Genomic DNA, 14,102 nt, shown 5'->3' with positions numbered 1-14,102 from the left:
CGGGGTTGTACTTTTTTGTTTGAGTTATTCCCTCATGTTCAAACAAAAATTCATTATATGTATATTATTTATATTGTACTGACGGAGTAATTTTGATATTATATTGAAAATTTGAATTAAAAAGGATAACCTATGAAATTTACAAAGATGCAGGGTTGCGGAAACGACTATGTATATGTAAATTGCTTTTCGGAAAGTGTCAAGGATCCATCGGCGCTTGCGGTGAAAATCGCTGACAGGCATTTCGGTGTGGGAGGAGACGGACTCATCCTTATCGAGCCATCCGACAAGGCAGATGCTTATATGCATATGTTCAATCTGGACGGATCCGAAGGTAATATGTGCGGCAACGGTATTCGTTGTGTCGCGAAATATATTTATGATCACGGCATCATTCCTTGTGACCGTGATGAAGCAGTCATCGATACCAAATCGGGACTTAAGAAAATTAAGCTTTATACAGACAACGGGAAAATGACCCACGCAACAGTTGATATGGGAATTGCGAAACTCACTTCCGAGCTTCCTGAAGATATCACTGTTCATGGGATGCATTTACGTTTCATCGGCATTGACGTCGGTAATCCCCATGCGATTTATTTCCTGTCTGATAATCCTGAGCTTAATGTTTCTGAGGTCTCTGATTTGGATTTTCTTTTATATGGACATGATTTCGAGACTCATGAACGCTTCCCGGAGAAGGTGAATTCAGAGTTCATCAAGATCATCTCTGAGACTGAGATAGACTTCAGGGTATGGGAGAGAGGCTCGGGAGAGACATTGGCATGCGGAACAGGAGCTACGGCTTCGGTAGCTGCCGGATGTATGGCAGGAAAGCTTAAGGCTGACACAGAAGTAACGGTTCACCTGATAGGTGGAGATTTAAAAATTAAATATGAATCTGCCTCGGGCCGTTGCTTCATGACGGGACCTGCGGCGGAAGTCTTCAGCGGAGATTTCCCTGTCTGATTATATGCTGCTTTAAGTTCACCGGTACATGCCGGTGGATTTAAGATATAAGTCAGGCTGTTAAGCTTTTACGGGGAATATTTATTCTTCAGGCGAAAGCTTATGGGACTCAGGTATCAGGATCGGATAAAAGATGGGGGTGCATTATACATCTCCATTTTTTCACGAGAAGCCATGAGGCGTAGAATACAGATGTACATCTGACGCCCCGGTTCACTTTTTCACTATTCGATCGGGATCATCTAAGGCTATATAGCCTGACAACAAGTTTTTACAAAACGAAGGAGAAACAATGGACGCATTTCTGATTCTTGAAGATGGAACTGTTTTCAAAGGAACATCGATCGGCGCTGAGAAAGAGGTCATTTCCGAAGTGGTATTCAACACTTCCATGACCGGTTATCTTGAGGTATTAACCGACCCTTCTTATGCCGGACAGGCAACTGTCATGACTTATCCTTTGATTGGTAATTATGGTATCTGTTACGACGATATGGAGTCGGAACGCCCATGGCTGGACGCATTTATAGTTCGTGAGCTCTCACGTATGCCGTCCAATTTCAGATCTGAAAATACAATCCAGAACTTTTTAAAGAAAAATGACATTCCTGGCATCGCCGGAATCGATACAAGAGCCCTTACAAAGATCCTTAGAGACAAAGGAACCATGAACGGAATGGTTACTACCAGACGTTATAATGGGGAAGCCTTAAAGGATGTCCTTTCAAAGATAAAGGAGTATTCTGTTACAGGAGTTGTGGCAAAGACAACAACAAAGGGAGTTTATGTAGCGAAGGCTCAGAATCCTGACGGAACACGCTACACAGGCAGCAAGGATCCGAAGAGAGTGGCATTCCTTGATGTAGGAGCAAAGAGAAACATCATCAGATCCCTCCAGAGACAGGGCTGTGATGTGACTGTTTACCCTGCAGATACAACAGCTGAGACCATTTTAAGCCAGAATCCTGACGGAATCATGATCTCAAACGGTCCCGGAGACCCTAAGGAGAATGTGTCCATCATTAAGGAGATAAAGAAGCTTTACGATTCAGAGGTTCCTATCTTCGCAATATGTTTAGGACACCAGCTCATGGCTCTTGCTACAGGCGCTGATACCTTCAAGCTTAAGTATGGTCATCGCGGTGGAAACCACCCTGTAAAGGATCTTTCAAACGGAAGAGTATATATCACATCACAGAACCACGGTTATGCAGTTGATCCAAAGTCACTGGATCCCAAGGTATGTGAGGAGGCCTTTGTCAATGTTAATGACGGTACAAATGAAGGCCTTAAATATGTGGGCAAGAACATCGTTACGGTTCAGTACCATCCGGAGGCTTGTCCCGGACCAAAGGACAGCGCATACCTGTTTGAACGTTTTATGAAGATGATGGAGGCATGAGAGAATGAAGGATAACAGCATTAAGAAAGTATTGATGATCGGTTCCGGACCTATAGTTATCGGTCAGGCTGCGGAGTTCGACTATGCGGGAACGCAGGCCTGCCGTTCACTTAAGGAAGAGGGAGTTGAGGTAGTTCTTCTTAATTCAAACCCTGCCACCATCATGACAGATAAGGATATTGCCGATCACGTTTACATCGAGCCTCTTACCATAGATGTACTGGAAAGACTTATTGAGAAGGAAAAACCGGATTCCATCCTTCCTACTCTCGGCGGTCAGGCTGGTCTTAATCTAGCCATGGCACTTGATGAGTCAGGGTTCCTTGAGTCCCACAATGTAAGACTCATAGGAACCACAGCCCTTACAATTAAGAAGGCTGAGGATCGTCTCATGTTCAAGGAGACCATGGAGAAGATCCACGAGCCTGTTGCGCCTTCAGAGGTTGTACATTCTGTTGAAGACGGATTAAGAGTGGCAGAAGAGATCGGTTATCCTGTAGTACTTCGTCCTGCCTATACCCTTGGTGGTTCAGGCGGAGGTATCGCAGAGAATCGTGAGGAGTGTACAGAGATCCTTGAGAATGGTCTCAGACTTTCACGAGTTCATGAGGTTCTCGTCGAGAAGTGCATCGCCGGATGGAAGGAAGTGGAATACGAGGTTATCCGCGATTCGGCCGGTAATGTTATCACAGTCTGCAACATGGAGAACATCGACCCTGTAGGAGTTCATACAGGTGATTCCATCGTAGTTGCACCTTCACAGACCCTGGGAGACAAGGAGTATCAGATGCTCCGTACCTCAGCTCTCAATATCATCACAGAGCTCGGTATAACCGGAGGATGTAACGTACAGTACGCACTTCACCCTGAGAGCATGGAGTACTGTGTAATCGAGGTTAATCCGCGTGTGTCCCGTTCCTCAGCATTGGCATCAAAGGCAACAGGATATCCTATTGCGAAGGTGGCTGCGAAGATCGCTCTCGGATACACTCTTGATGAGATAAAGAATGCCGTAACAGGAAAGACCTATGCATCCTTCGAGCCTATGCTTGACTACGTGGTAGTAAAGATGCCCCGTCTTCCTTTCGATAAGTTCATAACAGCAGAGCACACTCTCGGAACCCAGATGAAGGCTACAGGTGAAGTTATGGCTATCGCCAACAACTTCGAGGGAGGTCTCATGAAGGCCATCCGTTCACTGGAGCAGCATGTGGATTCACTGCTTTCCTATGACTTCTCAGACCTTGACGATCACGACCTTCACAAGCTCCTTCACAGAGTTGATGACCGCCGTATCTGGGTAATCGCAGAGGCCCTTAGAAGAGGCTACAGCTATGAGGAGATCCACAACATCACAAAGATCGATGAGTGGTTTATAGATAAGATAAAGATCATCGTTGACATGGAGAACCGTCTGAAGGGTGAGTCCATGAACGAGACTCTGCTCCGTGAAGCAAAGAGAATAGAGTTCCCGGACAATGTCATCGCCCGTCTGACAGGCTACACAGAGGATGAGATCGCAGAAATGCGTGACAAGTATGATATTCACGCAGCCTTCAAGATGGTTGATACCTGCGCTGCCGAGTTTGAGGCAGAGACACCTTACTACTACAGCGTATTCGGCTCAGAGAATGAGTCTACAGGTGCATTCCGTGATCCTGCTAAAAAGAAAAAGGTTCTGGTACTCGGTTCCGGCCCTATCCGTATCGGTCAGGGTATAGAGTTCGACTTCTGTTCTGTACACTGCACATGGCAGTTCAAAAAGGAAGGCTACGAGACTATAATTATAAATAACAACCCTGAGACTGTTTCCACAGACTTCGATATCGCTGACAAGCTTTACTTTGAGCCGCTTACACCTGAGGATGTAAAGAATGTTGTTGATGTGGAGAAGCCGGATGGAGCAGTGGTTCAGTTCGGAGGACAGACAGCCATCAAGCTTGCAGACGCACTGGAGAAGATGGGAGTGCCTATCCTCGGCACACAGCAGGATGACGTGGATGCAGCAGAGGACCGTGAGAGATTCGATGCCATCCTTCAGGAGACCGGCTGTCAGCGTGCCGCAGGTCAGACTGTATTCACCGCTGAGGAGGCAAAGAAGGCTGCAGGTGAGCTTGGTTATCCTGTACTTGTACGTCCTTCATATGTGCTTGGCGGAGCCGGTATGCGTATCGCCATCTGCGACGAGGATATAGACGAGTACATCGGAGAGATCAATCAGATCGCTCAGGAGCACCCGATACTTGTTGATAAGTACATAAGAGGAACAGAGCTGGAGGTTGACGCTATCTGTGACGGACATGACATCCTTATCCCTGGAATCATGGAGCACATCGAGCGTACAGGTATCCACTCAGGAGACTCTATTTCCATCTATCCGCAGCGTAGTCTCAGTGCAGCTGCAAAGCAGAGAGTCATCGATTACACAGAGCGTCTTGCAAAAGCCCTTCATGTTATCGGTATGGTAAACGTTCAGTTCATAGCTGACGGTGATGATGTATACATCATAGAGGTGAACCCTCGTTCTTCAAGAACAGTGCCTTACATCAGTAAGGTTACAGGTATACCTATAGTACCTCTGGCTACACAGATAATCTGCGGACATACCATAAGAGAGCTTGGATATGAGCCGGGACTTCAGAAGGAAGCGGATTACTATGCAATAAAGATGCCTGTATTCTCCTTCGAGAAGATCAAGGGTGCAGACATCAGCCTCGGACCTGAAATGAAGTCTACAGGTGAGTGTCTTGGTATCGCAAAGTCTTTCAACGAGGCACTTTACAAGGCGTTTCAGGGTGCAGGAATACAGCTTCCGAAGTACAAGAACATGGTCATCACAGTAAAGGATGAGGACAAGGCTGAGATAATTCCTATCGCAAAGCGTTTTGAGGATCTCGGTTACAGGATCTTCGCGACCCACGGTACCTTCAAGGCTCTTTCCGATGGCGGTGTAAAGTGCTATCAGGTTCGCAAGGTTGAGCAGGAGTCTCCTAACATCCTGGATCTGGTTCTCGGACATGAACTTGATATAGTTATAGATATTCCAAAGGAAGGTGCAGAGGCAAGCAAGGACGGCTTCGTTATCAGAAGAAACGCGGTTGAGACAGGTGTTAATGTTCTCACTGCAATAGATACAGCCAAGGCTCTCGCAACTTCACTTGAAAACAAATCATCAGAGCTTCACCTTATCGATATCGCAAAGCTTGATGATAATGACTGATAGGGAGGAAAATGAACATGAGTAAGAAGCGTATGGTTATCGCCCTCGGACACAAGGATCTGGGCTTTACACTTCCTGAGTTAAAGGCTGCGACAGAGAAAACTGCGGTCATGATCGCTGACTTTGTTGAGAACGGCTATCAGGTGGCATTGGTCTTCTCAAATGCTCCACAGGTAGGTATGATACACACTGCAATGAAGAATCTCTCTGATGAGCTTCCTGATCAGTATGTGACTACACCGCTCAGTGTATGTTCTGCCATGAGTCAGGGCATGATCGGTTATGATCTTCAGAACTCTGTAAGAGCTGAGCTTGTTAAGAGAGGAATCTATAAATCTGCTTCTACAGTTCTTACACAGGTGCTGGTGGATCCTTATGATGAGAGCTTTTATAATCCCATCAAGAAGGTCGGAAAGATCATGAACGCTGAAGAGGCCAAGAGAGAAGAGGATAACGGTAATCATGTTGTCATGATCTCGGAAGGAAAGTTCCAGCGTATAGTTCCAGCTCCTGTACCAAAGTCTATCGTTGAGATCGATGCCATAAAGGCTCTTCTTGATGCGGATCAGGTGGTAATAGCCTGTGGCGGCGGCGGAATACCCGTGCTTAGACAGGGCAATAATCTGAAGGGCGCTGCAGCGGTCATAGAGAAGGACAGAACAGCAGGACTTCTCGCGAAGGAGATCGATGCAGATGTACTGCTCATCACAACAGCTGTGGATCAGGTATCACTCAATTTCGGACAGCCTGATGAAAAACCTCTCGGCAAGATGTCCATAGATGAGGCAAGACAGTACATAAAGGACGGTCACTTTGAGTTCAAGTCCATGCAGCCAAAGGTAGAAGCCGGAATCGACTTTGTAGAGGCCGGAAACGGCAGACGTGCCATCATCACTTCCATGGAGCTGGCAGAGAAGGCGGTAGCTGGACTGGCTGGCACTACCATCGCATGATGAGTGTAAATAAATAAACTTGAATAAAAAGCCACGTGGGGTTAAAATTTCCACGTGGCTTTTTTTATCGAGAAATAATGTTCATACAGGGCGTGCGGTTCTGCACTGTGTATAAATCCAAGGATCGTCTTGAAGAGACAATAAGGCAATCTGAAAAAATGTGAGGAAAATAAATGAAATTAGTTAGTTTTGCTATCCCATGCTACAATTCCGCAGCATACATGGGAAAGTGCATTGAGTCCATACTTTCGGGAGGACCGGAGGTAGAGATCATCGTTGTGGATGACGGTTCTCAGAAGGATAATACCTTTGAAATAGCAAAGGAATATGAAGCGAAGTATCCGGGAATCGTAAAGGCTGTGCATCAGGAGAATGGCGGGCACGGAGAGGCTGTAAACACCGGTCTGAAGAACGCTACAGGTCTTTATTTCAAGGTAGTAGACTCCGATGACTGGCTTGATGCGGATGCACTTCCTAAAGTTCTTTCACAGCTTCGTTCTCTTGTTATGGAGGGGAATTCAGTAGATATGTTTGTCTGCAACTTTATCTATGATAAGGTTGGCCAGACTCATAAAAAGGTGATGAGATACACTACTGCTCTTCCGCAGGATCAGGTGTTCTCATGGAAGGATGTGAAGCATTTCCATATCGGACAGTATATACTGATGCATTCAGTTATCTATCGTACCCAGATGCTGAGAGACTGTAAGCTTGAGCTTCCCAAGCATACCTTCTATGTAGACAATATCTTCGTATATCAGCCGCTGCCATCCGTTAAGTCAATGTATTATATGAACATCAATCTGTATCATTACTTCATCGGTCGTGATGACCAGTCTGTCAATGAGACGGTCATGATAGGACGTATAGACCAGCAGCTCAAGGTAAACCGTATCATGCTTGAGTGCTGTGACATTAACAAGCTTACCAGCAGAAAGCTCCGTAAGTACATGTTCAGCTATCTTCAGATCATAACCACAATTTCATCTGTTCTTGCCATAAAGTCAGGTCTTCCTGAGAATATGGAGAAGAAAAAGGAGCTTTGGAATCATATCAGAGAGACCAACTTCCCTGTATGGCTCCGTATGAGGGCTTCATTCCTCGGACAGGGTATGAATTTCAATACCAAGGCGGGAAATAAGCTCACTATCATGTGCTATAAGCTAGCTCAGAAATTCTACGGATTCAACTGATATTTTATCCCCGCAGCAATGCGGGGATTGTTTTATGTTGGGTTTCTTAGGATTTATCGAGATGCGGAACAGCAAAGAGAAAAAATCAAAAAGTTCTTGACTTGGAAGAGTAAAATGAGTATATTATACAAGTCGCTGAAACAGCGACACAAATGAATATGCAGAGGTATCGAAGTGGTCATAACGAGGCGGTCTTGAAAACCGTTTGTCCGCAAGGGCACGTGGGTTCGAACCCCACCCTCTGCGCTAAATGAGGCTTGTGCTTTGGCACGGGCCTTTTTTGTTATTCTTAAAAGTGAATTAAACAAAAGAGTCGCATTTATTAATTGCAGGATTAGTGCCGATAGAACAGTTGAAACCATGGATTTGCTGGGAGACATAAGTGGAGTTTTTTCGGTATGCGGGCGGAAAATATTGTATCAATAAGAGAATATTCTAAACCATATATGATGGATGCCATAAAGGCTATTCCGGGAGGTCTCATCATACATAAGGCGGACTGGAATAAAGAAGAGATAGTCTTTGTAAATGATATCCTGATCGATGAATTTGATTGTGAAAGTAAAGAGGAGTTTCTGGAGTATGCCGGAGGCTCTTTTAAGGATGTGATCCATCCGGATGATTACGAAACAGTTAAAAAGAATATACGCAGACAGATATCACAGACAGGAGATGAATATTCGAAGATAGAGTTCAGGATCATATCAAAAAAAGGGACCATAAAAAACGTTGTTGCTCACGGGAGATACTATTTGAGTCAGAGCGAAGGTCCTTTGTTTAACGTGTTCATCAATTTTCCGATCGCTATAGCAGATACCGGGGTGACACAGAAAAGCTATATCTTATCTAACATAGAAAGAGCCATCTCAGAAGGTTGGATAGAACCGTATTATCAACCTATAATCAGAGCATTTTCAGGAAAGCTGTGCAGTGTTGAAGCGCTGGCAAGATGGGATGATCCGGAGCTTGGCATGATCCCTCCGTCTCAGTTCATTCCTGTTTTGGAGGAGAGTGATCTTTCGTATAAGCTCGACATATATATCGCTCAAAGAGTTATATCCATGCTCCAGCAGCGGATCAGACAGGGTACTAATGTTGTGCCCGTTTCCATAAACATTTCCCGTTCGGATTTTGAACACTGTGATCCCGTGGAGATCATAGCTTCGACCTGTGACGCTCACGGAGTAAGGCGAAATCTCATAGCCATCGAGCTCACGGAAACTTCAGTCATATCTGACAGTGAAGCCATGAGAAACGCTATAGACAGATTCCATAAAGCGGGTTTTGAGGTTCTGATGGATGATTTCGGAAGCGGTTATTCATCCCTGAACATATTGAAGGATTTTGACTTTGATGAAATAAAGATAGATATGGGATTTCTCAAGAATTTCAATGAGAAATCCAAGACTATCGTTACCATGGCTGTAAGGATGGCGAAAAGTCTGGGAATCCATACACTCGCCGAGGGAGTGGAAACCAGAGAACATGTTGAGTTTCTAAGAGGAATAGGCTGCGAGCGTATACAGGGATACTATTTCGGAAAGCCTATGCCGCTTTCAAAAACGATAGATGGCCTTCGGGAAAACAAGATAGCTTATGAGACCAGAGAGGATTACACACTTTATCAGAAAATAGGGCTTATAGATGTTGTTTCTGACAGTCCGCTTGCGCTGTTCTTCTATGAAGGAAGCAGGTTTGAGATGATATTCAGGAATGATCTGTACCTTGCGGAATTGCCTACAGAAGGCGAAGATGATGTGCTGGACGAATACATTGATACCATAATGAATTCGGAGGACAGTACATACAGCTCGAGGTTCAGAAGCCTGGCTGACAATGCTGTAAAAAGCGAGAAAAGAGAATCGATGTCTTTTCTTTTCAGAGGTAGATATCTGCATTTTTCGTTTACTCTGGTGGCGAAATCAAGGAAGGGCGTGATTCTTTCAGCGGTTCTTGACGGGAAGATATATAACCGTATAAGGGCATCTGAGGAGACTGACAGTATAATCAGAAATCTCGGTTCTGTATATGAGTGTATATATGTTCTGGATCTGAAAAACAATCTCCGTACTGTTGTTGTAAGCGACATGGAGGGAGAGTCTGAAGGAGATGTGATCGGAGGCGATGATGTCTTTTGCAACGTGCCTGTAAAGGAAAGACTGTACAGGGACGAGATCGAAAAGTGGCAGGAATTTGCTCAAAAGGATTATATTCTTGGTAAGATAAGAAAATCCGGAAGAGGATTCTTTTCGGACTTCTTCCTGGTAAAAAGAGATGACGGTAATTATCTTTGGATGGAGTTTATGCTGCTTTTCGGCAGTAAGACAGAAGAGGATAAGCTTGTTTTTTGCATCAAGCCGGCAGCCATAGAGAATCTGGATTCCGAAGGTAAAAAAGACTTCGTTAAGAGGGTTTTGAGATACGGATATATAGAGCTCGATAACATAGAGTCTGATGAAAGCTACATATGGAAATCTTTGGTGGATGAAAGCAATCTCAAGATGTTCTGGAAGGACAAGGACAGACGTTTTCTTGGAGCGACAAGGGCATTTTATGATTATTATGGATTTAAGACCGGAGAAGAATTCCTCGGAAAGACCGATGAAGAGGTGGGTTGGCATCTGAATGATGTTCCGTTCGAATCGGATGAGGTCAGAGTGCTTACAAAGGGTGAATCCATACAAAATGCAACAACCATCAATGTGGTGGACGGAGTAACGCATCATATCATAGCATCAAAGATACCTGTGTATAGAGACAATCATATCGTTGGTCTCGTTGGATATTTGGTGGATGCAGATTATGACGTGATAGCAGACGGTCCTAACAGAGATGCCAGGTTTGTAGATCCTGTTACCGGACTCATGAATCTGCAGGGACTTATAGGGGCACTTACGGAGCTTGATAACAATTTCCGTACAAACGGAGAGAACTATACGTATATTTCCTTAAAGGTTGACGGGTACACAGATGTTCTGGTTGACTATGGCGGTGAAGTAGCCATGAAGCTTCTTAAAAAGCTTTCTGCCATAATTAAAGGTACATTCAGCAATACAGCGGCTATATCGAGAAATGAGGGTTCTCATTTTGGAATATGCGAGAGAGGTCGTTCTATAGATGTGGTATTTGGCTGTATAAATGAATGCAGATCCAGGATAAGTGAAATAACCGAGATAGATGGAAGAGAATGTCGATTGGTGCCTCGATGCGGTATGGCGAGCGGTACAGAGACAGAATCATATCAGAATCTTATGGAGCTGGCAAACAACCGTATACGTAAGGCAAGACGCTTCAATGGCGAGAAGCTTGCTTTAGGAGACGAAACAATACCGGATCCGTACACTGATATACCGCTTGCCGGTACCATGGTCAGACCGAGAATGGATAAGAGCGGTGAGAAGGCTGTGGATATGATATTCATCTTTGTCAATAATGCTTATTGCGAAATGACTGGAAAAACCAGAAATGAGCTTTTGGGGCAGGGGTATCTGGAGACCTTCCCGCAGACGGATAAAAGCTGGATAGATCTGACCTATCGAGCATGCAAGGGGGAGCTGGTAAAGGCTACACTGTATGATGGTGCTACTCACCACTGGCTGAAGTTTACTGCATCTCCAACGGAGGAGCCTAATGCCTGCTTTGTTATCTGCGATGTTGTGGATGAAGAAATGAGAGGACATAAGGAAAAAAAGTGATTTTAATATAATCAGAAGTAATGAAACCGTTTTAGTAAATTTCGCGAATTTATTAAAACGGTTTTATTTTAATGATAAATTTAATTGGTATTATGAAAAAGCTATCATTCAGAGCAAATCAACACTTTTATGGTTATGTGATCATGAAAGCGATTTAAAATGAAATAATTTGACTGTTTATGATTGAAAATGATTTAACAAACTTTGAGCATTATTTAAAATAAATGGAAATGACTGATTGGAAAAATATTTCAATTAATGGAAATATATGGGTATGTGTGCCATATCGGGGCCAGGTATATCAAAAAGGAATTAAATTTATTTTATGTTTGCATTAATAAATATAAATGCTATAATCAACCATGTTTTTGGGGAAAAACAATTTATGCTTTAAGGAGAGTAGAGAATAATGACAAGACTACTGTACAAAGGTTCAAGCTTTGCCAATGGACTTACAAACGGAAAGATGTATGAGGTTGAAGATGTAAACCAGTTCTGCGTATCAGTTATTGATGACAGCGGAAAGCAGCATTTTTATTCAAAGGTAAATCCTTGCCAGTTCGGAAGTGTAGGCATGAAGGGATCTTGGTCGGAAGTCTCTAAATAAATGAGGGACATAAAAAGAAGCATTTCATTGGTTTCGATTTTGAAGTCGATGAAATGCTTCTTTTTTTATCAAAATTTAATAAAGAGGGACTTATATATTTGTTATTATGGAATCAACAAATATTTCCGGTCATGGAAATCAGATAGGAGTTATAAAGAGTCATAATGAATTAAGTGGGGCGCTATTTCCTCACTTCCTGAGGTCCTGCATATGAAAAATATGTCATGGATAACCCAAAAGGAGGGCATGTTATGGGCGAAGCGAGAGCAATTCTTGGATGGATTTCACCTGATGGAACCTTTACTCCTTATGAGTGGGGAGAACACACTGAAGGAGCCGTTGAGATAATCAACAAAAACGGCTGGTACCATGAGTTCTGTGAGAGATATTGTGCTAATGAACGTGATTTTCTCTGTGATAAAGGCTATTGTTTGCTGCATAATCCCGGGAGAAACAACATTTCCGCAACACATATTCGTCCGTTAACATCAAGGCAGAGAGATTTCCTTTATGGATATTTCATAGATCTCGGAGATCATAAGAAAGCAAATCAGATGCTGCTGAATGAATTCTGATATACGTGATTCAATATAGAGAAACCGGTGGGAGTTGTACTTCTGCCGGTCTTTTTTATTTTAGTCAGTATTTACTATATGAACATTGAAGAGCAGCTGTGCTATTATTTAAGCATTAGCATCAAAGGAGCGCGGTTTATGAACTACATAATCAATGCTGTTAAGCATTTTAAAACTATAAACAGACATAAATGGGAGGTACTCAAGAATTGTTTCAGGGTAGGACTTTACAGCCAGGGAATCCTGCATGACCTTTCTAAATATTCATGGATAGAGTTCAAGACAGGTATCATGTACTATCAGGGAGATAAGAGCCCTAATACAGAGGAACGTCTGAAAACAGGTGTATCTGAGGCTTGGCTACATCACAAGGGGAGAAACAAGCATCATTTTGAATATTGGTGCGATTATGATCTGGATAAGAAGGGGACCATGATCGGCTGCAGGATGCCATACAGATATGTGGCAGAGATGTTCTGCGACAGAGTGGCTGCCGCAAAGGTGTACAAGGGGAAGGACTACCACGATGGGGTAGCGTGGGAGTATTTTGAGCCCACAAAGGATACGACTCTGCTTCATCCTGATACGAAGAAAGAGCTTATAGAGCTTCTGATGATGCTGAAAGATGAAGGAGAAGAAAAGGCATTTACATATCTGAAGGAAGAAATAAAGAGACGTAAGAGAGAACATGACCATTTCTAAGGGTGCGTTCTTTATAAGAAACAATGAGATATGTTTTATATGGTACAAAAAAACCGAATCGCAAATGCGATCCGGTTTAAATATGCGTGCGACAGGATTCGAACCCACGACCTTCTGGTCCGTAGCCAGACGCTCTATCCAGCTGAGCTACGCACGCATCTTTTAGTTTTTGTGCCGCTCTCTTCAAGCGACTCAGTTATATTAGCGAATACGAAAACGAATGTCAACAGTATTTTTGAATTTTTTTATTTTTTTCGCCGGCATGTAAAACATCCTGAATGTAATAAAGACCTGAGAGCAACGACAGTGTCAGATTTTTTCATTGGCAAGATCATACAGGGTGTATTTGTTGACTACGTTGTATATGGCAGTATCTATTTCCTTATATAAAGAAAAGGAAGGACAGCTTGCAGATTTCTGGCAGACAGAAGTGCCGCTTACACATTCGACAGGAGCGAGGCTTCCTTCTGCGGCATTGAGTATATCACCTACCTTGATCTCTGTCGTAGGACGTGTGAACAGGTAACCTCCCTTTGCTCCACGGATAGATTTTAAAAAGCCTCCCTTTACCATGAGAGAAATGATCTGTTCGAGATACTTGAGGGAAATTCCCAGTCTTTCAGAAATCTCCTTAATACATACAGGATTTTCGCCGTCACAATGTTGGGCGATATCTATGAGGGTCGCAAGAGCATAGCGTCCCTTCGTTGAAATCATCATAAAATAACCTCCAAAAAAGAGCGTAAAGCTGTAATTAATCCTACCACATTACTAGAGTTTGTTCAA

The 14,102-nt window shown here is 43.5% G+C and carries 10 protein-coding genes and 2 tRNA genes; 10 read left to right on the top strand and 2 right to left on the bottom strand.

The genetic code is table 11. The features are described from left to right. Positions 1-132: 132 nt before the first annotated feature. The 10 genes from dapF to BXO88_RS03290 all read left to right on the top strand — a co-directional run bounded on the left by dapF (position 133) and on the right by BXO88_RS03290 (position 13,316). Entirely contained in the window at positions 133-969 is an 837-nt protein-coding gene (dapF, locus tag BXO88_RS03335) for a diaminopimelate epimerase (RefSeq protein WP_078036351.1), read from the top strand. Between the two features lie 292 nt (positions 970-1,261). Beyond that, on the top strand, positions 1,262-2,371 hold the full coding sequence (locus BXO88_RS03330) for a carbamoyl phosphate synthase small subunit (RefSeq protein ID WP_078036350.1): 1,110 nt from the start codon (positions 1,262-1,264) through the stop codon (positions 2,369-2,371). A gap of 4 nt (positions 2,372-2,375) precedes the next feature. Next, positions 2,376-5,591: a carbamoyl-phosphate synthase large subunit gene (carB, locus tag BXO88_RS03325; protein WP_078036349.1), complete on the top strand. Its 3,216-nt coding sequence runs from the start codon at positions 2,376-2,378 to the stop codon at positions 5,589-5,591. Between the two features lie 17 nt (positions 5,592-5,608). Beyond that, positions 5,609-6,544 (top strand): carbamate kinase, encoded by a 936-nt coding sequence (arcC, locus tag BXO88_RS03320; RefSeq protein WP_078036348.1) that lies wholly within the window; start codon positions 5,609-5,611, stop codon positions 6,542-6,544. A 173-nt stretch (positions 6,545-6,717) separates the two neighbouring features. After that, positions 6,718-7,737, top strand: a complete 1,020-nt coding sequence (locus tag BXO88_RS03315) for a glycosyltransferase family 2 protein (RefSeq protein ID WP_078036347.1) — start codon at positions 6,718-6,720, stop codon at positions 7,735-7,737. A gap of 160 nt (positions 7,738-7,897) precedes the next feature. Next, positions 7,898-7,983 (top strand) — tRNA-Ser (locus tag BXO88_RS03310). Positions 7,984-8,135: 152 nt separating this feature from the next. Further along, complete coding sequence (locus tag BXO88_RS03305; RefSeq protein WP_078036346.1) at positions 8,136-11,432, top strand: EAL domain-containing protein; 3,297 nt, start codon at positions 8,136-8,138, stop codon at positions 11,430-11,432. A 409-nt stretch (positions 11,433-11,841) separates the two neighbouring features. After that, complete coding sequence (locus tag BXO88_RS03300) at positions 11,842-12,039, top strand: hypothetical protein (protein WP_044995130.1); 198 nt, start codon at positions 11,842-11,844, stop codon at positions 12,037-12,039. A gap of 251 nt (positions 12,040-12,290) precedes the next feature. After that, positions 12,291-12,614 carry a hypothetical protein gene (locus BXO88_RS03295; RefSeq protein WP_078036345.1) on the top strand — a complete coding sequence of 108 codons (324 nt, stop codon included), beginning with the start codon at positions 12,291-12,293 and terminating at the stop codon, positions 12,612-12,614. A gap of 138 nt (positions 12,615-12,752) precedes the next feature. Further along, positions 12,753-13,316, top strand: a complete 564-nt coding sequence (locus BXO88_RS03290) for a DUF5662 family protein (protein WP_078036344.1) — start codon at positions 12,753-12,755, stop codon at positions 13,314-13,316. Positions 13,317-13,399: 83 nt separating this feature from the next. Here the strand turns inward: BXO88_RS03290 and BXO88_RS03285 are convergent. Further along, a tRNA-Arg gene (locus tag BXO88_RS03285) sits at positions 13,400-13,473 on the bottom strand. A 152-nt stretch (positions 13,474-13,625) separates the two neighbouring features. Beyond that, positions 13,626-14,036, bottom strand: a complete 411-nt coding sequence (locus BXO88_RS03280) for an RrF2 family transcriptional regulator (protein ID WP_078036343.1) — start codon at positions 14,034-14,036, stop codon at positions 13,626-13,628. Positions 14,037-14,102 lie beyond the last annotated feature (66 nt).

The organism is Oribacterium sp. C9 (assembly GCF_002007235.1).
In the GTDB taxonomy this organism is placed as follows: Bacteria; Bacillota; Clostridia; order Lachnospirales; family Lachnospiraceae; genus Oribacterium.
This window is presented reverse-complemented; position numbering and strand designations above follow the sequence as displayed.

Coding starts and splice junctions, on each gene's coding strand:
- BXO88_RS03305 (WP_078036346.1), top strand. CDS start 8,136: ATGCGGGCGGAAAATATTGTATCAATAAGAGAATATTCTAAACCATAT.
- arcC (WP_078036348.1), top strand. CDS start 5,609: ATGAGTAAGAAGCGTATGGTTATCGCCCTCGGACACAAGGATCTGGGC.
- BXO88_RS03280 (WP_078036343.1), bottom strand. CDS start 14,036: ATGATGATTTCAACGAAGGGACGCTATGCTCTTGCGACCCTCATAGAT.
- BXO88_RS03330 (WP_078036350.1), top strand. CDS start 1,262: ATGGACGCATTTCTGATTCTTGAAGATGGAACTGTTTTCAAAGGAACA.
- dapF (WP_078036351.1), top strand. CDS start 133: ATGAAATTTACAAAGATGCAGGGTTGCGGAAACGACTATGTATATGTA.
- BXO88_RS03290 (WP_078036344.1), top strand. CDS start 12,753: ATGAACTACATAATCAATGCTGTTAAGCATTTTAAAACTATAAACAGA.
- carB (WP_078036349.1), top strand. CDS start 2,376: ATGAAGGATAACAGCATTAAGAAAGTATTGATGATCGGTTCCGGACCT.
- BXO88_RS03315 (WP_078036347.1), top strand. CDS start 6,718: ATGAAATTAGTTAGTTTTGCTATCCCATGCTACAATTCCGCAGCATAC.
- BXO88_RS03295 (WP_078036345.1), top strand. CDS start 12,291: ATGGGCGAAGCGAGAGCAATTCTTGGATGGATTTCACCTGATGGAACC.
- BXO88_RS03300 (WP_044995130.1), top strand. CDS start 11,842: ATGACAAGACTACTGTACAAAGGTTCAAGCTTTGCCAATGGACTTACA.